Origin of the sequence: Paractinoplanes deccanensis, assembly GCF_016862115.1 — a bacterium.
GTDB classification, from domain to species: Bacteria; Actinomycetota; Actinomycetes; order Mycobacteriales; family Micromonosporaceae; genus Actinoplanes; species Actinoplanes deccanensis.
Window position 1 is genome coordinate 49473 of sequence record NZ_BOMI01000011.1, and the last position, 20678, is coordinate 70150.

General features: G+C 72.7%; 18 protein-coding genes. 4 read left to right on the plus strand and 14 right to left on the minus strand.

The window, feature by feature from the left end; translation table 11 throughout:
* Both smc and Ade02nite_RS03885 read right to left on the minus strand, forming a co-directional pair.
* Window positions 1–3582 carry a chromosome segregation protein SMC gene (gene smc / locus Ade02nite_RS03880; RefSeq protein WP_203760096.1) on the minus strand — a complete coding sequence of 1194 codons (3582 nt, stop codon included), beginning with the start codon at window positions 3580–3582 and terminating at the stop codon, window positions 1–3.
* Window positions 3583–3777: 195 nt separating this feature from the next.
* On the minus strand, window positions 3778–3972 hold the full coding sequence (locus tag Ade02nite_RS03885; RefSeq protein WP_127497323.1) for a hypothetical protein: 195 nt from the start codon (window positions 3970–3972) through the stop codon (window positions 3778–3780).
* A gap of 498 nt (window positions 3973–4470) precedes the next feature.
* On the opposite strand from Ade02nite_RS03885, the gene Ade02nite_RS03890 reads away from it, so the two are divergent.
* The 3 genes from Ade02nite_RS03890 to Ade02nite_RS03900 are packed head-to-tail and all read left to right on the plus strand — an operon-like array spanning window position 4471 to window position 7914.
* Complete coding sequence (locus tag Ade02nite_RS03890) at window positions 4471–6000, plus strand: DUF3492 domain-containing protein (RefSeq protein WP_203760097.1); 1530 nt, start codon at window positions 4471–4473, stop codon at window positions 5998–6000.
* Window positions 5997–7289, plus strand: coding sequence for a hypothetical protein (locus Ade02nite_RS03895; RefSeq protein WP_239168503.1), 1293 nt, complete (start codon window positions 5997–5999; stop codon window positions 7287–7289). Before Ade02nite_RS03890 ends, Ade02nite_RS03895 begins: the two co-directional genes overlap by 4 nt.
* A 55-nt stretch (window positions 7290–7344) precedes the next feature.
* A complete protein-coding gene (locus tag Ade02nite_RS03900; RefSeq protein WP_203760098.1) occupies window positions 7345–7914 on the plus strand; it encodes a spherulation-specific family 4 protein in 570 nt (189 codons plus the stop codon).
* On the opposite strand, the gene mutM is transcribed toward Ade02nite_RS03900, so the two are convergent.
* From mutM to rsmD, 9 genes are all read right to left on the minus strand, one after another.
* Window positions 7868–8722 carry a bifunctional DNA-formamidopyrimidine glycosylase/DNA-(apurinic or apyrimidinic site) lyase gene (gene mutM, locus Ade02nite_RS03905; RefSeq protein WP_203760099.1) on the minus strand — a complete coding sequence of 285 codons (855 nt, stop codon included), beginning with the start codon at window positions 8720–8722 and terminating at the stop codon, window positions 7868–7870. The genes Ade02nite_RS03900 and mutM overlap by 47 nt on opposite strands.
* Window positions 8723–8739: 17 nt before the next feature.
* Complete coding sequence (locus tag Ade02nite_RS03910) at window positions 8740–9927, minus strand: putative hexosyltransferase (RefSeq protein WP_203760100.1); 1188 nt, start codon at window positions 9925–9927, stop codon at window positions 8740–8742.
* On the minus strand, window positions 9924–10679 hold the full coding sequence (gene rnc, locus Ade02nite_RS03915) for a ribonuclease III (protein WP_203760101.1): 756 nt from the start codon (window positions 10677–10679) through the stop codon (window positions 9924–9926). Before rnc ends, Ade02nite_RS03910 begins: the two co-directional genes overlap by 4 nt.
* The gene (locus Ade02nite_RS03920) at window positions 10676–11602 is read right to left on the minus strand and encodes a phosphate acyltransferase PlsX (protein ID WP_239168505.1); all 927 of its coding nucleotides are present in this window, start codon (window positions 11600–11602) and stop codon (window positions 10676–10678) included. The genes rnc and Ade02nite_RS03920 overlap by 4 nt, the downstream gene beginning before the upstream one ends.
* Before the next feature lie 114 nt (window positions 11603–11716).
* Entirely contained in the window at window positions 11717–11890 is a 174-nt protein-coding gene (gene rpmF, locus Ade02nite_RS03925; RefSeq protein ID WP_097318372.1) for a 50S ribosomal protein L32, read from the minus strand.
* A 2-nt stretch (window positions 11891–11892) separates the two neighbouring features.
* A complete protein-coding gene (locus Ade02nite_RS03930; protein ID WP_203760103.1) occupies window positions 11893–12501 on the minus strand; it encodes a YceD family protein in 609 nt (202 codons plus the stop codon).
* 105 nt (window positions 12502–12606) lie between these two features.
* On the minus strand, window positions 12607–13104 hold the full coding sequence (locus Ade02nite_RS03935; RefSeq protein ID WP_203760104.1) for an SPFH domain-containing protein: 498 nt from the start codon (window positions 13102–13104) through the stop codon (window positions 12607–12609).
* A 93-nt stretch (window positions 13105–13197) separates the two neighbouring features.
* Window positions 13198–13677, minus strand: a complete 480-nt coding sequence (coaD, locus tag Ade02nite_RS03940) for a pantetheine-phosphate adenylyltransferase (protein WP_203760105.1) — start codon at window positions 13675–13677, stop codon at window positions 13198–13200.
* Window positions 13674–14237: a 16S rRNA (guanine(966)-N(2))-methyltransferase RsmD gene (rsmD, locus tag Ade02nite_RS03945; RefSeq protein WP_203760106.1), complete on the minus strand. Its 564-nt coding sequence runs from the start codon at window positions 14235–14237 to the stop codon at window positions 13674–13676. The genes coaD and rsmD overlap by 4 nt, the downstream gene beginning before the upstream one ends.
* A gap of 338 nt (window positions 14238–14575) precedes the next feature.
* Here rsmD and Ade02nite_RS03950 point away from each other — a divergent pair, with 338 nt between their 5' ends.
* On the plus strand, window positions 14576–15676 hold the full coding sequence (locus Ade02nite_RS03950; protein WP_203760107.1) for a hypothetical protein: 1101 nt from the start codon (window positions 14576–14578) through the stop codon (window positions 15674–15676).
* Between the two features lie 172 nt (window positions 15677–15848).
* Here Ade02nite_RS03950 and Ade02nite_RS03955 read toward each other — a convergent pair whose 3' ends face one another.
* From Ade02nite_RS03955 to Ade02nite_RS50900, 3 genes are all read right to left on the minus strand, one after another.
* Complete coding sequence (locus Ade02nite_RS03955) at window positions 15849–16196, minus strand: DUF952 domain-containing protein (RefSeq protein WP_203760108.1); 348 nt, start codon at window positions 16194–16196, stop codon at window positions 15849–15851.
* Window positions 16193–18391 (minus strand): ATP-dependent DNA helicase RecG, encoded by a 2199-nt coding sequence (gene recG, locus Ade02nite_RS03960; protein ID WP_203760109.1) that lies wholly within the window; start codon window positions 18389–18391, stop codon window positions 16193–16195. Before recG ends, Ade02nite_RS03955 begins: the two co-directional genes overlap by 4 nt.
* A partial coding sequence (locus Ade02nite_RS50900) for a DAK2 domain-containing protein (RefSeq protein ID WP_239168504.1) occupies window positions 18388–20678 on the minus strand: 2291 nt, incomplete at its 5' end. The genes recG and Ade02nite_RS50900, both read right to left, overlap by 4 nt.

Consider the following 20678-nt stretch of genomic DNA (forward strand, 5'->3'; position numbering starts at 1 on the left):
TCAGTCCTCCGGTTCGCGGTTGAGGCGCTGGCTGATCACCTGGGTGACGCCGGAGCGCATCGTGACGCCGTAGAGGGCGTCCGCGACCTCCATCGTGCGTTTCTGGTGCGTGATGATGAGCAGCTGGCTCTTTTCACGCAGCTGTTGGAAGAGGGTAATCAACCGGCCCAGGTTGACGTCGTCCAGGGCCGCCTCGACCTCGTCCATGATGTAGAAGGGCGAGGGGCGGGCCCGGAAGATCGCGCAGAGCATCGCCACCGCGGTCAGCGAGCGCTCCCCACCGGAGAGCAGCGACAGGCGCTTGATCTTCTTGCCGGGCGGGCGGGCCTCGACCTCGACGCCGGTGGTCAGCATGTCCTCGGGATCGGTGAGCACCAGCCGGCCCTCACCGCCGGGGAACAGCACCTGGAAGACGGTCTGGAACTCGCGGGCCGTGTCCTCGAAGGCCGACGTGAAGACCTCGAGGATGCGGTCGTCGACGTCCTTGACCACGGTGAGCAGGTCCTTGCGCGTGGCCTTGAGGTCTTCGAGCTGGTCGGAGAGGAACTTGAAGCGCTCCTCCAGAGCGGCGAACTCCTCCAGCGCCAGCGGGTTGACCTTGCCGAGCAGGGCCAGGTCGCGCTCGGCCTTGTTCGCCCGCTTCTCCTGGGTGGGGCGATGGAACGGCACGGGCTCCGGTGCGGGTTTGCCGTCCTTCTCGGCCTGCGCCACCTCGGCCTGTGTCGGCGGCACCAGCTGCTCGGGACCGTACTCGGTGATCAGCGTGTCGACGTCGAGGGAGAAGTCCTCGGCCGCCTTCGCCTCGAGCTGTTCGATGCGCATGCGCTGCTCGGCGCGGGCCACCTCGTCGCGGTGCACCTCGTTGGTGAGCCGTTCCAGCTCGGCGACCAGGCGCTTCGCGCTCGCGCGCACTTCCTGGAGCTCCGCCTCGCGGGCCGTGCGGGCCTGGGCCAGCTCGTCGCGCACCTCGATGGCCGCGGCGAGCGAGACCGAGACGCGAGCCAGCGCGGCCGCCGCGCCGAGCGCCACGGCCCGGGCGATCTCGGCGCCCCGGGCACGGGCCGCGCGGCGGGCGGCGGCTCGCTCGCGGGCCTGCCGCTCGGCGTTGGCCTGGCGCAGCAGCGAGTCGGCGCGGCCGGCGATGGAGGCGACCCGCTCCTCGGCGGTGCGCACCGCGAGGCGCACCTCCATCTCGTTCTGCCGGGACTGGGGGACCAGCGCGGCGAGCCGGTCACGCTCGTCGGTGGAGGGTTCCTCGTCGATCGGGGTGGCCTCGGCGAGCCGCAGCCGCTCCTCGAGCTCGGCCACGCGCACCAGGTCGGCGTCGCGGGCGGCCTGCGCCTTCTGCAGCGAGGCGCCGAGCCGGTCGGTCTCGGCCTTGGCGGAGCGGGCGGCGGCGCCCAGCTCGGCGAGGCGGCGGGCGGCGGCGTTGCGCTCGCCCTCGGCGGCGCGCTTCTCGGCCGCGGCGACGTTCACCGCCTCCTTGCGCCGGGCGACCTCGGCGCGCGCCTCGGCGAGCTGCGCCTTCAGCTCGCCGATCGACGCCTCGGCCTCGGCCCGGCGGGCCTTCGCCTCGTCGACGGCCGCCTGCACCTCGATGTAGCTGGAGGCCTTGCCGGAGCCGCCGGCCGCGGCGTAGGCGCCGAGCACGTCGCCGTCGGGGGTGACCGCGCGCAGCTCCGCGTTGCCGGCGATCAGCGCGGCGGCCGCGGGCAGGTCGTTCACCAGGACGACGTCGCGCAACGCCCGGTTGAGCGCGGGCCGCACCGTCTCGGGACAGTCGATCGCGTCGGGCGCCCAGACCGCGCCGTCCGGCAGCGCGGGCCGCAGCGCGTCGAGCGACCCCTGCATGCCCGGCGCGGCGGGCGAGGCGACCACGAGCGCGGCCCGGCCGGCGTCGGCGATCTTGAGCGTACGCATGGCCTCGATCGCCTCGTCCACTCCGGAGAGCGCGACCGCGTCGGCGAGCGTGCCCAGCGCGGCGGCGAGGGCGGCCTCGTGTCCCGGCCGGACGGTGAGCATCGAGGCGAGGCTGCCGAGCAGGCCGGGCACCTCGGCGCCCTTGGCGAGCAGGGCGCCGGCGCCGTCCTTGCGCTGGAGACCGAGGGCGAGCGCCTCCTCGCGGGCCTTCCAGCTCGCGGCGTCCTTCTCGGCGGCGCGCTCGGCGTCGGAGAGCTCCTTGACGACGGCGTTCGCGCGATCGTGCTCGGCGACGGCCTCGGCGTGGCGCGCGTCGAGCTCGACGTTGTCCCGGTCGGCGTCCGACGACTCCGCGGCGACCAGGTCGACCTCGGCCTGCGCCGCCTCGGCGCGCATCATCGCGTCGGTGTGCGCCGCGGCGAGCCGTTCGATCTCGTCGGTGGCGCCTTCGGTACGGGCGCGCGCCGCGTTCACGTTGCCGACCAGCTTGGCCAGGCCCTCGCGACGGTCGGCGATCGCCTTGGCGGCCGAGCGGAGCGCGCCCTCGGCGGCGGCGAGCTGCCGTTCGAGGTCCTGCCGCTGCTCGATCGCCTCGGCCAGGCGCATCTGGTCGTCGGTGAGCGCCTCGCGCAGCTCCTCCTCCTGCTCGCGCACCCGCTCCGACTCGGCGACGAGCTGGTCGGGGTCGCGGCCCTGGCGCTCCTCGTCGGGGGTGGCGGCGAGGTGGCGCAGGCGCTCGGTGGCGAGCTGCTCGGTGGAGCGGAAGCGCTCCTGGAGCGCGGACAGCTTGTACCACGTGTCCTGGGCGGCCTGCAGCAGCGGCGCGTCCTCGGCGTGCGCCAGCTCGAGGTCGGCCAGCAGGCGCTGGATCTCGCGATTCTCGGCCTCGACCTGCTGGCGGCGCTCGCGCATCGCCGACTCGTCGGCGATCTCCTTGTCGAGCGTGGTGCGCAGCGTGTGCAGGTCGTCGGCGAGCAGCCGCAGCCGGGCGTCGCGCAGGTCGGCCTGGATGCCGGCGGCGCGGCGGGCCACCTCCGCCTGCTTGCCGAGCGGCTTGAGCTGGCGGCGCAGCTCGGCCGTGAGGTCGGTCAGCCGGTTGAGGTTGACCTGCATCGCGTCGAGCTTGCGGATCGCCTTCTCTTTGCGCTTGCGGTGTTTGAGGACGCCGGCGGCCTCCTCGATGAAGGCGCGGCGGTCCTCGGGCTTGGCGTGCAGCATCGCGTCGAGCCGGCCCTGCCCGACGATGATGTGCATCTCGCGGCCGATGCCGGAGTCGCTGAGCAGCTCCTGGATGTCGAGCAGGCGGCAGGCGTTGCCGTTGATCTCGTACTCGCTGGCGCCGTCCCGGAACATCCGGCGGGTGATCGACACCTCGGTGTACTCGATCGGCAGGGCGCCGTCGTTGTTGTCGATCGTCAGGGTCACCTCGGCGCGGCCGAGCGGCGCGCGGCCCGCCGTGCCGGCGAAGATGACGTCCTCCATCTTGCCGCCGCGCAGTGCCTTGGCGCCCTGCTCGCCCAGCACCCAGGCGATGGCGTCGACGACGTTGGACTTGCCGGAGCCGTTGGGGCCCACCACACAGGTGATGCCCGGCTCCAGCCGCAGTGTCGTCGCGGAGGCGAAGGACTTGAAGCCCTTGACCGTGAGGCTCTTGAGGTGCACGGATTTCCCGGGGGTCAGCGGTACCTACGTTTGGTGCAGGCTACCCGCAGCATGTGCCGGTGGCCGTACCCGCAACACCCCGCGCCCCGGAAATCGGGCAAAAAGATGCGCGCCGCCACGGGGTGGAGGCGCGCGGTTTTGCAAGGGGGGTGCGTCGAAGGGTCAGGGCCGCCGGGTCGCGACGGCCGGTGGAGCTCAGGTCAGTGCGGGCTCGGTCAGCCGCGCGAAATCGTCCGCTTCCGCGGCGGCGGCCGCGAGACGATCGTTTTCCGCCCGGAGGCGGGTGACCTCGAACTCCAGGGCCTGCACCCTGGAACGCAGTCGGGTGACCTCGTCGAGCAGGCGCCGATCGGGCGCCGCACCTACGTGGCCGAAGAGGGCCTTCGCCATGGTGACTCCTTGAGAAGCTGTGCTTCTTCTTTGTGAAAGCGTTGCCGGAAAGGCCGGCGCTACGCGCGCCCAGTGCACCGCGGCATCTATGCTCAAGGGCACGCATGAGCACAGACCTATGCACCCTCGGATGTGTTTCTTAAGGTGCAGATCTCTCACGTCTGGCCGGAGCTGTCCGTTCCGAAACAGGCATGAGTGGGCGCGACTGGCGACTTCTCCATAGTCCGCCGATACCCAACTCCCGTCAAGCCGTGCGACCCGCCCCCGGCGCGGACCGAGAGTGAATCTTGCCACCTTGACGGCTTCACCTGGGCTTTTGTGGCGTCGCGGCCGTTACGCGCGCGCGTGCCGACCCTAGTAAAGATCCAAAACGGTCCGGCAAACGCGAATCCGGACATAAGATGCCATATTGGTAGGCAAATCGGATGAAAACCGTCCAATTGTGTCACCTACCCGACACGCTTCCGCGCCGAGCGGCGGTCCGTCGTTGCCCCCATCGTGAATCCGACCCCGTCGCGAGAGCGAATCTGCCTGCTCACCGGCGGCGGGTACCCGTACCGGCGGGACGCGCTCAGCGGTTGGTGCCGCACCCTTGTCGAGGGGCTGCGCCGGTTCCGCTTCGAGTTGCTCACCGTCACGGACCGCGAGCCGCCGTCCGCTCCCGCGTACCCGCTGCCCCTCAACGTGCGCTCGGCGCACGCCGTCGCCGTCGGGCGCGACTCGGCCCGGCCGGAACGCCGCCGCGGCGACGCCGACGATCCCGGCCGCGCCGCCGCCACGCTGCTCTGCGAGGGCCTGGTCGAGCGGGCGGACGGGCCGGACGAGGCGGACCGCCCGGATCACGCCGGCCGGGCCTTCGCCGGCGGCCTGCGCCGGCTCGCCGAGCTGGCCGCGGAGCGCCCGGCCGCCCTCGGTGCGCTGCCGCTGGCCGACGCCCTGCTCGACGCGTGGCGCTCCGGAGCCGACCCGTCCGCGCCGCGGCTGACCATGCGCGACGCCCGCACGGCGGCCACGCTGCTGCGGCACGCGCTCGGCGCGCTCGCCGTCGAGCTGCCGGAGTCCGACCTGGTGCACTGCGTGGGTGGCACGACGCCGCTGCTCACCGCGCTGGCCGGGCGGTGGCGCGCCGGCACGCCACTGCTGCTCACCGAGGCGCGCACCCCGGTCGCCCGGCACAAGCCGCACGAGGAGCGCCTCTCCCCCGCCGTTCGCACGATCCTGCGCCGCTTCCGCGGGTCCGTGGCCCGCACCGGCTATGCCGAGGCCGGCCTGATCGCGCCGCTCAGCGCCTATCACCACAGCTGGGCGCTGCGGCACGGCGCCCAGGCGGCCAAGCTGGTGCAGGTGCCGGCCGGGGTGGACCCGTCGGAATATCCGGGCGCGGCCGAGCTCGACACCGATCCGGCCGTGGTGTGGGCGGGCAGCGGCGGGCCGGACAGCGGGCTCACCCCCCTGCTCGCCGCGTTCGAGCAGGTGGCGGCGGCGGTGCCCGGGACCGTGCTGCACCTGGTCGGGGTGACCGCCGCGCACGAGGACCACTGCGCCGAGCAGATCGAGCGGATGCGGCTGGGCCGGGCCGTGCGGCTGCACCCGCTTCCCGCCGACCCGCGCGACCGTTACACCGCGGGGCACGTGGTGGCGCACGTGCCGGGGCCGGCCGACCCGCCGTACCGGTTGATCGAAGCCATGATGTCGGGCCGCGCGGTGGTCGGCGTCGACGTCGGGCCGGCCGCCGAGACGCTGGGCGACGCCGGGGTGCTGGTGCAGCCCGGCGACCCGGCCGAGCTGGCGATCGCCATCAGCGACCTGCTGCGCTCACCGGCGCGCCGCCGGCAGCTCGGCGACGCGGCCCGCCGGCGCGCGCTCACCCACTTCACCAACGACCGGGTGGTCCGCGTCTACGGGGCCCTCTACACCGACCTCGCGGCGCCCCCGCCGGCGCCCGCCTTCGAACTGGCGCTCGCCGTGCCGGCACCGCGCTCCGAGCCGCCGGCCACGCTTCGCTGGCTTGTCCGGGAGGAACGATGACGATCACCCCCGCCCGTCCCCGCACGCACACCCCGAGAAGGAGGCGGCACCGGGTCCCCGCGCCGCCCCGGCACGCCATCAGCCTGCTGCCCGAGCCGGCCCCACCCGCCGAGCCGCGGTCCCGGCGCGCTCCGGTCCGGCGCACCTGCCTGCGGGCCGCCCTGCTGCGCTGCGGCCTCTACCTGGGGCCGCTCAGCGTCGCGACGGCCGCCGGCGAGCCGCTCGGCCGGGTCGCCTGGCCGGTGCCGATCGTCACCCTGCTGCTCGGCTGGGCGGCGGCGCAGGCCCTCACCAGCACCGGCGTGGCGGTCGCCCGGCGCGCCGGCCCGTCCGCCGCGACCCGGCTGGTGGGCGCCGGGTTCGCCGCCGTCGCCGCCCTGTGGTGCGCGCTGGTCTGGGTGACACCGTCCGCCCTGGTCGGGCCGGACCGCGGGCTCGCCCTGGTCATCGGCCTCGGCGGCCTGGCGAGCCTGGCGACGGTGACGGCCGCGCTGGTCACCCGCTCCGAGGCGGCGATCGTCGGGTGGAGCGTGCCGTGCTGGCTGCTCGCCGCGGCCACGCTGGCCGGGCCGGCCGGCGAGTCGGTCGCCGAGCTGCCGGTCGGCACGCTGCTGCCGGCCGCGATCGTGGTCGCCGCGGTGCGCGCGTTCCGCCCGGTCGTGATCCCCGGCGTGCCCGGGCGGATCCCCCGGCTGACCCGCCCGGAGCTGCGGCGCGGCAGCACGTTCCTGCTGATCGGCGCGTCCCAGGCGATCTGCGTGGGGCAGCTCTGGCAGGCCGGGCCGTCCGGTTCGACCATGCCGTTCTGGCTGCCGCTGCTGCTGGCGGTGCCGATCCTCGAGGCGCTGATCGGCTGGCACACCGACCAGGTGGACGCCGGGCTCGACACCTCGCCGGACGGCGCCGCCTACCGCAAGCACGTCCGCGGCGTCACCCTGATCACGCTGGCCGGGCTGCTGCCGCCGCTCGCCGTGGGCATCGCGCTGGCGCTCGCCGCCTATCGGCTGCCCCCGGAGGCGCCCAGCCAGGCGGACGTGCTCGGGCTGGCCGGCGGCACCCTGCTCGGCGGCGTCTTCGCCGTGACGTTCCTGCTGGCCGCGCGCGGGCGCACCGGTCTCGCCGCGACCCTGGCGGCGGCGCCCCCGGTGGCCGCGGCCGCCCTCCCGCTGCTGCCGCTCCCCGCAGCCGGTCCGCTGCCGGACGCCGTCGCGGTGCTCGCCGCGACCCACCTGGCCGGGCTGCTCGCGGTGGCCATGACCGCCGCCGACGACCGGCGGACGGCCCCGTAGACCCGCCGCCGACGCACGAGAACCGCACGACCGCCGCCGACGAACGGAGAACCCCGTGAAGACCCTCTTTCCCCCGTACGCCCACCCGGCTCCCGACCTGCCGCTCGACGGCGACACCTGGATCGTGCGGGACGTGCCCGGCGAGCGCCGCACCCTGCACCAGTCGCTCGGCCGCATCGACCTCGACTGGGGCAGCCGCTCGCTCGCCGACGTGCTGGCCGACGTGGACGCCTGGCGGGAGGACGGCGCCGAGGGCCTCTTCCTCGACCGCGCCCCGGCCGGCTCCGGCGGCGTCGGCCCGGTCGCGCTGACCGTGCGGCTGGCGGCCCGGCGCGGGCTGCACCGGGTCGTGCTCAACCCGGGCGTGCCGACGCATCCGCTCTACCGCGACCTCGGCGTGCGGATCTGCACCTTCGAGGGCCCGTGGGAGGCCTATCAGAGCTGGGACGGCGACGGGGTGCGCCCGGGCGACGGGCACATCGTGCACGGCGTGCCGACCGCGCTGCTCACCGCGGCGCGCCGGTTGATGGGCCGCCGGGGCGCCGGCTTCGGGCTGGCCACCGACGCCAGCCCGTACGTCAGCGCCGGATCGTACGCGGGCGGGGCTGGCAGCGCGGACAGCTGAACGACGAGCGGTTCATGAACTGCTCCCGGCGCAGGGGTGTGCCGCAGCGGTGACACGGCTCGCCCTCGCGGCCGTACGCGTTGAGCGACCGGTCGAAGTAGCCGCTCTCGCCGTTCACGTTGACGTAGAGCTCGTCGAAGCTCGTGCCGCCCGCCACGATCGCCTCGCCGAGCACGTCACGCACGTGCGCCAGCAGACGGCGTACGGCCGGCCGGGTCAGTTGATCTGTCGGCCGCGCGCCGTGCAGCTGGGCCCGCCACAGCGCCTCGTCGGCGTAGATGTTGCCGACGCCGGAGATCAGGGTCTGGTCGAGCAGCGCCCGCTTGATCTCGGTGTGCTTGGCGCGCAGCCGGGCCACGAACGCCTCGTCGTCGAAGAGCGGGTCCATCGGGTCGCGGGCGATGTGCGCGATCTCCTCGGGCAGCTCGGCGCCGCCCTCCGACAGCGACAGCCCGCCGAACGTGCGCTGGTCGACGAAGCGCAGCTCGGGCCCGCCGTCGGTGAAGGTGAAGCGGATCCGCAGGTGCTTCTCGTCCTCGGCCTCGGCGGGCTGCATCAGCAGCTGGCCGCTCATGCCGAGGTGGCCGATGATCGCGTCGCCGGAGTCGAGCGGGAACCAGAGGTACTTGCCGCGCCGGGACACGTCCACGATGGTCCGGCCGGTCAGCAGCGCGATGAAGTGCGCGTCGCCGGGCAGGTGCCGACGGATCGCGCGGGGATGGTGCACCTCGACGGTCTTGATCGTCCGGCCGGTGACCCACTTGGCCAGGCCCTGCCGGACGGTCTCGACCTCGGGCAGCTCGGGCACCGCGGTCTCCTTAGTGTCTAGAGCGTGTACGGCCAGACGGCGACGAGGTAGGCGCCGTACCAGAGGCCGAAGGCCGCCCACGCGGTGATCGACAGGATCGCCACCCGGGGCCGGGCCCGGGAGGCGGCGACCGCCGCGGGGAGCAGCGTCAACAGTACGGGGACGAGCAGGCGCGGCTTCGAGTGGTAGAAACCGGCCTGGCCGTAGACGAGCACCATGGCGATCAATCCGTAAACGGCCAGCGGCGGCCAGGGCTTCCCGGCCACCGCGACCCACGCCGCGGCCACGGCGGCGATGAGGATGATCGCCACGCTGACCGGCACCCAGCCGTCGCCGGTGCTCAGCGTCGTGGCCAGGAAGTCGACCGTGCTGGAGCCGAAGTCGAACGAGGTGCCCCAGCCCGCCGCCTGGATGCGGAACCAGGCCGCCGGGTCGCCGACGCGCCACCCCACCCAGGCCAGGAAGAGCGGCACCCCGGCCAGCGCGACCACCGCGGCCAGGACGGGCTGCCAGGACTTCGCCGCCCAGCGACGCGTCTCGCCTCCCGTCTCGCCTCGCGCTTCCTCTCGCGCGTCACGTACGGCCAGCAGCGCCGCGACCGCCAGCGCCACCGCGGCCGCCGCGCCGGTCGGGCGGGTCAGCGCCGCCAGCAGGCCCAGCAGGCCGGCCGCCCACCACACCTGGCGATGCGCGGCGACCAGCATGCCGGCGACGAAGGCCAGGAAGATGCCCTCCGAGTACGCCATGGAGAAGACGATCGAGACCGGCGCCGAGCAGCAGATCGCGACCAGCGCCCACCCCGCCCGCTTGCCGTAGAGGGACGTCCCGAGCAGGTGCAGCGCCAGCGCGGCGCCCACCGAGGCCACCCAGCTGACGACGAGCGCGGCCGTGGACGCCGAGAGCCCCAGCCCGTCGAAGACCCGGATCAGCGTCGGGTAGACCGGGAAGAACGCGAGCTCGTTGCCCTGCATCCGACCGGCCAGGTCGTACGTGTAGCCGTGCGGGTAGCCGTTGACCGCGACCTTCAGGAACCAGCCGGCGTCCCAGACCAGGAGCCGCTGCCGTACGCCGACCGGGTCGTCGGACGCCGCGTCGAGCCAGCCCAGGATGACCAGCTGGGCCACGCGGGTCAGCGCGAAGATCCCGAGGGCCGTGCCCACGCCGCGCCAGGCACCCGCGGCGTCCCAGAGCCGCGATGGCCTCACTCTTTCTCTTCGGCCTTGTCGAGCAGCGCGCCGTCCGGCTCGGCGGTGCGCTCGGTGAGGATGCGCCAGGCGGCCGCGGCGGCGCGCTGCTCGGCCTGCTTCTTGCTGCGGCCCTCGGAACCGCCGTAGCGCTCGCCGGCCACCACGACCCAGGCGGTGAAGGTCTTGGCGTGGTCGGGGCCCGAGTCCTCGATGACGTAGTCGGGCACGCCCAGGCCGAGCGCGGCGGTCAGCTCCTGGAGGCTCGTCTTCCAGTCGAGCGCGGCGCCCCGGCTCGCCGACTCCACCATCAGCGGGTCGAAGAGCCGGTGGATCACCTCGGCCGCGACGTCCAGCCCGTGGTCCAGGTAGATCGCGCCGAGCAGCGCCTCGAGCGTGTCGGCCAGGATGCTCGCCTTGTCCCGCCCGCCGGTCGTCTCCTCGCCCTTGCCCAGCAGCAGGTGCTTGCCGAGCCCCTCGGGGCCGAGGCCACGGGCCACGTCGGCCAGCGCGTGCATGTTGACCACGCTCGCGCGCAGCTTGGCCAGCTGGCCCTCGGGCAGGTCGGGATGGTTGTGGAAGAGCGCCGAGGTGATCACGACGCCGAGCACCGAGTCGCCGAGGAACTCCAGGCGCTCGTTGGTCGGCAGGCCGCCGTTCTCGTACGCGTACGAGCGGTGGGTGAGCGCGCGTTCGAGCAGCGACGGCTCGATCGGGACGCCGAATGCCTCCTCCAGCGGCAGGGTCGACGGCCGGCGACGCTTATCACTCATCTTGAGACACCTCGTTGTGCTTCGATCAGATCGGCCATGGCCGCGACGGCGGCACGGCGGTGCAGGTGGGCGGCGAAGGCGATGCCGGCGGCGACGTCCGCGCCGGACGCGGCGCCGTGGCAGACCACGACGGTGCCGTCGACGCCGAGCAGCAGGGCGGCACGCGGGGGCGGCGGGCCCGCGGCCGGGTCCGGCGGGCCGAGCTCGGCGTAGGCCGCCTCGAGGCCCTTGAGCAGGACGTTGCCGGTGAAGCCGTCGGTCACGACGACGTCGGCGACAGCGCCCGAGACCACGTCGTTGCCCTCCACCAGGCCGACGTAGCGCGCGCCGGCGGGCAGGGCGAGGCCGGCCAGCAGGGGCGGGAGGGCACGGCGCAGCCGGTCGCCCTTGCCGCGCTCGGTGCCGATGGTGAGCAGGCCGACGCGCGGCGCGGCGACCCCGTGCACCACGGCGGCGTAGGCGGCGCCGAGGAGGGCGTGGGTGGCCATGGTCTCCTCGTCCGGGTCGACGGACGAACCCACGTCGAGCAGGACGAGACGCCCGGCGCCGGTGGGAAGCACGGCGGCGAGCGGAGGGCGGCGCACCCCGGGACGGCGGCCCAGCCCGAGGGCGGCCGAGGTCACGGTGGCGCCGGTGTTGCCGGCGGAGAGCACGGCGTCGGCCTGGCCCTGTGCCACGGCCAGCACGGCGGAGCGGACGCCGGACTCGACCCAGCTGTCCGCCTTCACGCCGTCCGCGGGCGCGACGGGCAGCCGGAGGATCCGGCCGTGCTCGGCCGGATCGAGGGCATAGATGATCTCGTCGGCGGCTTCGGCCGGGCCGACGAGCAACAGGTGAAGGGCCGGGTCGGCCTGGCAGGCGCGCAGAGCGCCGTCAACCACGACGGCGGGAGCGTGGTCCCCGCCGAGGAGGTCGACGGCGATCCGCGCGGTGCCCGGCTCCCCAGCAGCTGACTGCGGGGAGACCGAAGCACCGGGAGAACGCCGTTGCGCAGGTGCGACCCGCCCGACGATCGGGCGCGTCACCTAAGCGCGGCTTCAGACCTCGAGGACCTGACGGCCGTTGTAGGTGCCGCAGACTCCGCAAGCGGTGTGCGGCAGGTGCGGCGACTTGCACTGGGGGCACGCCACGGTCTGGACCGCGGTCGCCTTCCAGTTCGCCCGGCGGGACCGGGTGTTGCTGCGCGACATCTTGCGCTTGGGGACGGCCACGGTTACTTCTCCTCGGTTTTCAAATCTTGCTTGAAGTGCGGCTCTGCCGCCTCGTCCTGCTCAGCTAGGTTGCGCAAAGCGGCCCAGCGGGGATCGACTTCCTCGTGGCTGTGATCAGCCGGAAGGTCGTCGAAATGCACCCCGCAATCAGGGCACAACCCTGGGCAGTCCGGCCGGCAGAGCGGGTTCGTCGGCAGGGTCAGCACCACCGCGTCCCGCAGAGCCGGCTCCAGGTCGATCAGGTCGCCCTGCATCCGGCCCACCTCGTCCTCGTCGGTGGTCTCCTCCGTGGTGCTGTCCTCGTAGGCGAACAGCTCCGCGATCTTGACCTCGAAGGACTCGTTGATCTCGTTGAGGCAGCGTCCGCACTCGCCGACCAGCGAGCCGCGGGCGTTGCCGCTGACGTAGACCCCCTCGGAGACGGACGTGAGCACGAGGTCGAGCTCGACGTCAGACCCCTCGGGAACCGAGATCAACTCCAGTCCGAGGTTCTCGGGCGCCGGGATCACCCGCTTGAGGGCACGCGTCGCCCCAGGCTGGCGCGGAAGTTTCGTCGTGTCGGCGACGAGCGGCTGCCTGGGATCGAGGTGACTCTGTGGTGTCTTGGGCATCGTTGTTCCTCAGCCTGGGTAGGCCGACAGAAAAGGTTACCTGAGCTGCCGCCGTACCGTCGAATCCGGGGGTGACCCCCCGCGCAGGTCCGTGGCCTGCCCTGCTTAGAACGGCAGGGGACGCTCGCTGTCTTCCCCTTGGAAGGTGCCGATCTCGCGCAGCGCGTGCATCTTGTCACGCCCACGCTCTATCGAGGCCAGGGCGCGGGTCAGGAACTGCTCGAAGTTGGCCAGCGCGGTGTCGACGTAGTCGTCGACCTCCTCACGCAGGCGCTGCGCCTCCTGGCGGGCCTCGGCGATGATCCGGGCACCCTCGTGCTCGGCCGAGACCGTGATCTCGTTGACCGAGACGAGCCGGGCGTGCTCCGTCTCACCCTCGCTGATGATGCGGTCGGCCTCGCGCCGGCCGGCCTCGATGATCCGGTCGCGCTCCTCGAGCACCGCCGCCGCCTTGCGCAGCTCGCTGGGAAGCTCGGAGCGGAGCACGTCCAGATGCTCGATCATCTCGCCGCGGTCGAACATGAAGTTCGTCCGCGACATGGGCACGGAGCGCGCTTCCTGCACGAGTTCGATGATCTCGTCGATGCGGTCGAGCGGATCCACTGCCTCACTCCCTCGGTTCCCCACCACTCGGCGTGGTGGGATCACGGTACTGCGTGCGCCACCGCCGGAGGAGTTACCGGCACGCCGGGGCGCCTAGTTTTGCTTGAGGCGCGTCACCAGTCGCTCGCCGACGAAGTCGGGGACGTAGGCCGAGGCGTCGCCGCCCCACTTGACCACGTCCTTGACGAGGCTCGACGACAGGAAAGAGTAGAGCGGGTTCGTCGGCATGAAGAGGGTTTCGACGCCGGAGAGCCCAATGTTCATCTGCGCCATCTGCAACTCGTAATCGAAATCGCTGACCGCGCGCAGGCCCTTGACAACCACCGCGGCGCCCTGCGCCCGGCAGAAATCGACGAGCAGACCATGAAACGAGGCAACCCGGACGTTCGAGTACGACGCCGTCGCCTCCCGCAGCATCTCGATGCGCTCTTCGATCGTGAAGAGGCCGGTTTTCGACTGATTGATCAACACACCGATGATCACTTCGTCGAAAAGCCGGCTGGCCCGCCCGACGATGTCGAGGTGGCCGTTGGTGACCGGGTCGAAGGAGCCGGGACACACCGCTCGTCTCATGATCGGCGACCGTACCAAAGAGTGGTCTCCCCGTAACGCCTGCTGCGATCGGCCGTCATCCCGTCGACCCAATTCATCGACGCGCCGCGACTCGATCGCTCCATGGTCACCACCGCGTCGCCGGCCAGCCATCCCATCTCGACGAGGGCCGTCTGCACCTCGGTGATCTCGCGGTCGGTCACCGCGTACGGCGGGTCGGCGAAGACCACGTCGTACGGTCCCCCTTCCGGTGGCGAAGCCAGCACCTGGGCCACCTTTCCGGTGACCAGGCGCGCGGAACCACCGAGCCGGAGAGCGACGATGTTGTCGCGGATCGTGCGGGCCGCCCGTCCGTCCGCCTCGACGAGAAGCGCGTGGGCCGCGCCCCGCGAGATGGCCTCCAGGCCGACCGCGCCGGACCCGGCATAGAGGTCGAGGAAGCGGACGCCGGACAAATCGATCATCGAATCGAGGGCGCTGAAATAGGCCTCGCGCACACGGTCCGATGTGGGCCGGGTCAGAGCGCCGGCCGGCGCGGAGAGCCGCCTGCCGCCGTGCGCCCCGGCGATGATCCTCGTCATGCGGCCTCTAAAGGGTGAGCGATGAGCACGACTCGAAGCTACTTCACCCCCCAGCTGTCAACTCCACTGAGTGGCTGAAATGTCACGGAAATCGCCACGCTAAGCAACAGGACGCTACCGTACCGTCGATGGAAGATCACGACTGCATAACAGCAGCTTTAAGCGTCCCTGAGGGATTTCCCAGATTGGCGTAAGTCGCTATGGTCACTGCTCGTTGCAGGCCGCATTTCCCGGCTTGCCGACGACGTGGGGAGGCGCCGTCGAGGGCTGTCGCCTTCAATGCGCGACCGCTCGCTGCTTCCTCGCCCACCCCGTTGATCCCCTAAACAGGAGTAGGCGTGAACCTGCTTAAGACCAAGCTTCGGCGCACTGGCGCTGTGCTGGCCGGCTCGCTCATCGGTCTCACCGGTGTTGCCGTGTTCGCCGCCCCGGCCAGCGCGCACGCCCCGGTCCTCTCCGGCGAAACCTCGTGCATCAAGGGTGGGGACACCTGGCACATCGACTGGTCGATCGCCAACGACTACACCGCGGACGCGAACATCACGGTCCTCGACAAGAGGTCCTCCAACGGTACGCCCGTCACCGTAACCGGCGCCGAGGTCGGCACCTTTGTGGCCAAGGCTCCCCGCCGCGGCACGAACGGCCCCGCGCTGACCGCCACGACCGACGTCAGCACCAGCGTTCGCTGGGTGGAGCTCACCGTCGTCATGAAGTGGACGGACGGCTACAGCAACTGGGACCGGCCCAAGGTCGTGAAGGTCTACAAGCCGAACAAGTGCACCACGCCGACGACGCCGCCGACCACCCAGCCGACGACGCCGCCCACCACTCCGCCGACCACGGCGCCGACGACGGAGCCCACCACCACTCCGCCGACCACCGAGCCGACGACGGAGCCCACCACCACTCCGCCGACCACCGAGCCGACGACCGAGCCCACCTCGGGCCCGCCGGTCACCCCGACCTCGCCGAGCTCGACGCCGACCCCGACGCCGCCGGTCCTCCCGGTTCCGACCCCGTCGACCACCGAGCCGGCCGAGTTCACGCCGATCCTCGAAGAGGACTGCGACACCATCACGATCGGCATCGACAACCCGGCAAACGGCATCGAGTGGCAGATCGGCTACGAGACCAGCAAGGGCGAGAAGCGCAACATCACCGTCGCCCCGGGCGAGAAGAAGGCCGAGAAGTTCAGCGCGACCGAGGGCTTCTGGGTCAAGGTCACGCTGGCCGTCACGATCGACGGTGAGACCTACTCCGACTTCACCCAGATCGACTACACCAAGCCGGCCGACTGTGAGGAGGGTGGCAGCGGTGGCGGCCTCCCGGTCACCGGTGCGGCCGCGGGCAGCATCGCGGGTGGCGCGGCTGTCCTGCTCGCCATCGGTGGCGTCCTGTTCTACATGGCTCGCCGTCGCAAGGTGAAGTTCACCGCCTGACAGCAAGCGCACTGCTCCTGAGAGAGAGCGCGTCGACTTCGGTCGGCGCGCTCTTTCTGTTCCCGGAAACACGAAAGGCGCGCCGGCTCGGCCTGCGCGCCTTCCGTCATTCGCGGATCAGCACCGGTTCGTTAACTGGACAGAACGTTCTATCCACGCGCGGGTGGCCTGCTTATGCCAGGCCCTCCGGCGGGTCGAATGCTCCGTCCGGGCGCGGGCGATACTCCTTCACCGCCGCCACCGCGTCGAGTGGCAGGGCCGCGTAGAGGTGCGGGAACGGCCGGCCCTCCGGATCGGGCGGGTCGCCTTCCTCCCACGTGAGCGGGACCGGGAGCCGCGCCTCGTCGATCACCAGCAGCAGGAGGTCGTCGCGGCCGTGGAAGAGGGCCGTCGCCGGGCGGTGCACCTGGTGCTCGGTGGAACAGTGGATGAAGCCCTGGGTGGCCAGGGTGTCGCCCTCGTAGACGCCGGCCGCCTGGGCGGCCTCCCACGCCGCTCGGGGCACGATGTGCAGGATCATCCCTTCTCCAGGTATTCGGCCCGCTCCTCGTCGACCAGGGCGGCCACCGAGGCGGCGAGCGCCGGGTATTTTGCGAGGCCCGGGTCGTCGCCGACCAGTGCGGCGGCCTCGGCGCGGGCGTCGGTGATCAGCTTGGCGTCGCGCAGGAGCGACAGCAGGCGCAGGTGGGAGTGCTTGCCGGACTGGGAGGCGCCGAGCACGTCGCCCTCGCGGCGCTGCTCCAGGTCGATCTCGGAGAGCTTGAAGCCGTCGGTCGTGGACGCCACCGCGTCGAGGCGCTCGCGGGCGGCAGTGCCCTCGACCGACTCGGTGACCAGCAGGCAGATGCCCGCCGCCGAGCCCCGGCCCACCCGGCCGCGCAGCTGGTGGAGCTGGGAGACGCCGAACCGGTCCGCGTCGAGGATGACCATCACCGTCGCGTTCGGCACGTCGACGCCGACCTCGATGACCGTGGTGGCCACCAGCACGTCGAGGTCACCCGCGGCGAAGCGGCGCATCACGGCGTCCTTCTCGTCGGCCGGCAGCTTGCCGTGCAGCACGCCGATCCGCAGGCCGTGCAGCGGGCCCTCCTCGAGGATCGGCGCGACCTCGGTGACGGCCAGCGGCGGGCGCCGGGCCGGCTCGTTGTCGCCCGGCGGCTCCTCCTCCTCGTCGGCGCCGGCGGTGCCGATGCGCGGGCACACCACGTACGCCTGATGGCCGGCCTGCACCTCCTCGCGCAGCCGCCGCCAGGCCCGGTCGAGGAAGGCCGGCTTCTCGGGCGGCACCACGTGCGACGCGATCGGCGACCGGCCGCGCGGCAGCTGCGACAAAACCGACGTCTCCAGATCGCCGTAGACGGTCATCGCGACCGTGCGCGGAATCGGCGTCGCGGTCATCACCAGCACGTGCGGCGGGGTCGCGGCCTTCGCCCGCAACGCGTCGCGCTGCTCGACGCCGAACCGGTGCTGCTCGTCGACCACCACCAGCCCGAGATCGCGGAAGTCGACACCCTCGTACAGCAGAGCGTGGGTGCCCACGACGATGCCGGCGGTGCCGTCCGCGATCTTGGCCAGCGCCTGGCGTTTCGCGGCGGCGCCGAGCGAGCCGGTGACCAGGGTGAGCTGGGTGCCGGCCGGATCGCCGTCGATCTCACCGGCCCGGCCGAGCGCGCCGAGCTGGGCGCCGATGCCCCGGAAGTGCTGGGTGGCGAGCACCTCGGTCGGCGCCAGCAGGGCGGCCTGGCCACCCGCGTCGACGACCTGCAACATCGCGCGTACGGACACCAGCGTCTTGCCGGAGCCGACCTCGCCCTGGAGGAGCCGGTGCATCGGGTGCGGCTTCGCGAGGTCGGCGGCGATCTCCTCGCCGACGGCGCGCTGGCCCTCCGTCAGCTCGTACGGGAGACCGGCGTCGAACTTGGCCAGGATGCCGTCGTCCCGGCGCGGGCGCGCCCGGCCCGGTGTGCCCGTGGCGCGGGCGCGGCGCTGCGCCAGGGTCACCTGGACCGCGAACGCCTCGTCCCATTTGAGCCTGTACTTCGCGACCTGCAACGACTCCTTGGAGGTCGGGCGGTGGATCTCGTGCAGCGCCCTGCCGATGCCGATCAGGTTGCGGTTGGCGCGCACGGCCGGCGGCAGCGGATCGTCGGGGGCCTGGAACGTGTCGAGCACGGTCCGCACACACTTCGCGATCACCCAGGTCGGCACGGCCTGCGCGGCCGGATAGACCGGGATCAGCGCGCCGGCGAACTCCTCGATCTCCTCGGCCGCCTCGTCCTGGGTGGCGTCGGCGCTGAGCAGCTGATAGGCGGGACCGTTGAGCTGGCGCTTGCCCCGGAAGTCGGTGACCTTGCCGGCGAACAGCCCCCACCGGCCCCGCCGAAGCTCCCGCTCGCGCCACGCCTGGTTGAAGAAGGTGCAGGTCAGCGTCGCCCCGGAACCATCGCCGATGGTGACCTCGAGCATGTTGCCGCGGCGCTGCCGCATCGGCTTGACGCTGATGCCCTGCACCTGGGCGAGGAGGGTGACCTGCTCGCCGATCTGGAGCCCGTGCATGTCGGTGTGCTCGCCGCGCTCGTCGTAGCGGCGCGGGAAGTGATAGACGAGGTCGCCGGCGGTGTGCAGGTCGAGGTGGTCGGCGAGGGCCTTGGCGGTCTTGGCGCCCAGGACCTTGACCAGCGGGGTGTCGACGGTGGTGGTCTTGGTGTCGCTCATTCCACTCCAACCAGCAGGTGGTACCGGGGCTGACCGCCCGCGTAGCTCTGCAGCTCGACGAAGGGCCAGGCCCGCGCGACGTGGCCACGCAGCGTCCCTTCCAGGCCGTCGGGGGCGTCCGCGCCGAGCACCAGGGTGGCCAGCTCGCCACCGCCGCCGAGCAGCCGGTCGACCAGCTGCACACTGACCGCGGCGAGATCGTCGCCGATCACGTGCACCTCACCGTCGACAAGCCCCAGCAGATCACCGGCCCGGCACGGCCCGGCAACGGTCAGCGAGTCGCGCTGAGCGGTGCAGACCTCCCCATAACGGCACGCCCCGGCGGCCTCCGCCATCGCGATCACATCGTCGTCAAAAGACCGATCCAGATCTCGTACGGCGAGAGCCGCCAACGCCTGCACCGGCGACCGCGTGGGCACGACGCTGACCCGCACCCCCGCCTTCTCGGCCTCCCGCGCCGCGGACACGGCAACGGCATGAGTGTTGGCATCGTTGGGCAGCAGCACCACACAGCGGCAGCCGGACGCCACGATGGCCTCCAGCATCTCGCCGGTCGACGGGTTGCGCCCGACCACCGTGGCCCCCTCGGCCTCGAAGAGCGAGGTCAGCCCGTCCCCCGCCGCCACGACGACGGCGCCCCGCTTGCTCGTCCGCCGCTCGGCCTCGTGCGGCCCACGCCCCCGATCGTCAAGAGGCGTGACATCGATCCGGTACGGCCGCCCGGCCTCGACCCCGGCCTCCACCGCGGCCCCGATCCCCGACGCGGCGACATGCACGTGAACGTTCCACGTCTGTACGCCCTCGCCCCCGCTCCCCACCACGGCAAGCGAGTCACCGAGCGCGTCCAGCACCCGCCGCAACACCTCGACGGCCCCCGGAGCGGCATCGAGCAGATATTGCACCTCATAGCCGAAGGCACCCTCGCGCCCGCCGCTCCCCACATCACGCCCAGCCGAATCGGCGCCACCCACCCCACCGCCACCGGGACGGCTGGAAGCGCCCGGAACACCCGAACCCGCGGGATGGCTGGAAGCGCTGGGAACACCCAAACCCGCGGGATGGCCTATGCCGCTCAAGGAACCCGCACCACTGGAGCCGCCCTGACGGCCGAGATCGACGACGTCGCCCGGAGAGCCGGAACCGCCCGCGCCGACGGCGTGCCCTGAATCGGCGGGCAGGCCGGCTTCGCTGCGGGTCCGGACGTCAGCAGAGGACTCCTTAGCCGGCTCACCACCGCCCCAGCGTCTCTGGCCGAGGACCGCTTCGTTGCCCGGCTCGGCAACGGCCGAATCCGCGGGTAGTGGCGATCCAGGGGCAGGGGCTGGGCCGGAAGCGACCGCTGGGCCCGAAGCGACCCCTGGGCCCGAAGCGACCCCTGGGCCCGAAGCGACCCATGGGCCCGAAGCGACCCATGGGCCCGAAGCGACCCCTGGGCCGGAAGCGACGGCTGAGGAGGAGGCAGGGGTCGGGGCCGACCCGGACGCGACCGCTGAGATATCGACCGCGGGAACGGCAGAGGCGGGATCGGAGGCAGCGGCTGGGTCACGAGCAAAGGCCGGGTTGGCGGCAACAGCCGGGCCGGAGGAGGCGGCCTGGCCGAGGGTGGCGCCCTGGCCTGAAGCGGCGCCCTCACCCGAAGCGGCGCCCTCACCCGCGACGGCAGCCTGACCCGCGACAGCAGCCTGACCCGCGACAGCAGGCTGGCCCGCGACAGCAGCCTGGCCCGCGACAGCAGCCTGATCCGCGGCGGCAGCCTGGTCCGCGGCGGCTGGGGTCAGGGCCTCGACCAGGGCGTCGAGCAGCAGGCAGAGGCCGCGGCCGCCGGCGTCGACCACGCCGGCTCGGGCCAGGGCGGGGAGCTGCTGTGGGGTGCGGGCCAGCGCCTCGGAGGCGGCGCGGGCGGCGGCGCGGGCCACGGCGAGCAGGTCGTCGGACTTGATGCGGGCGGCGGCCTCGGCAGCGGCGGCCACGACGGAGAGCACGGTGCCCTCGACCGGCCGGGCCACGGCGGCGTAGGCCGCCTCGGAGGCGGAGCGCAGCGCCCGTGCCAGCTCGGCACCGCGGACGGCGGCCGACGCGGCGACGCTGTCGGCCATGCCGCGCAGGATCTGCGAAACGATCACGCCGGAGTTGCCCCGCGCGCCCAGCAGCGCACCGCGAGCCATGCGGCGCATCGCCCACGCCAGCGGGGTGCCACCCGCCTCGGCGGCGAGCAGGCCAGCCGAATCGTCGACCAGGCCCGGCGACCCGGCGACCAAGCCCGGCGACCCGGCGGGCAAGGCCAGCG

Coding starts and splice junctions, on each gene's coding strand:
- Ade02nite_RS03885 (WP_127497323.1), bottom strand. CDS start 3,972: ATGGCGAAGGCCCTCTTCGGCCACGTAGGTGCGGCGCCCGATCGGCGC.
- rsmD (WP_203760106.1), bottom strand. CDS start 14,237: ATGACGAGGATCATCGCCGGGGCGCACGGCGGCAGGCGGCTCTCCGCG.
- rnc (WP_203760101.1), bottom strand. CDS start 10,679: ATGAGTGATAAGCGTCGCCGGCCGTCGACCCTGCCGCTGGAGGAGGCA.
- coaD (WP_203760105.1), bottom strand. CDS start 13,677: ATGAGACGAGCGGTGTGTCCCGGCTCCTTCGACCCGGTCACCAACGGC.
- recG (WP_203760109.1), bottom strand. CDS start 18,391: ATGAGCGACACCAAGACCACCACCGTCGACACCCCGCTGGTCAAGGTC.
- Ade02nite_RS03930 (WP_203760103.1), bottom strand. CDS start 12,501: ATGCCCAAGACACCACAGAGTCACCTCGATCCCAGGCAGCCGCTCGTC.
- Ade02nite_RS03895 (WP_239168503.1), top strand. CDS start 5,997: ATGACGATCACCCCCGCCCGTCCCCGCACGCACACCCCGAGAAGGAGG.
- Ade02nite_RS03955 (WP_203760108.1), bottom strand. CDS start 16,196: ATGATCCTGCACATCGTGCCCCGAGCGGCGTGGGAGGCCGCCCAGGCG.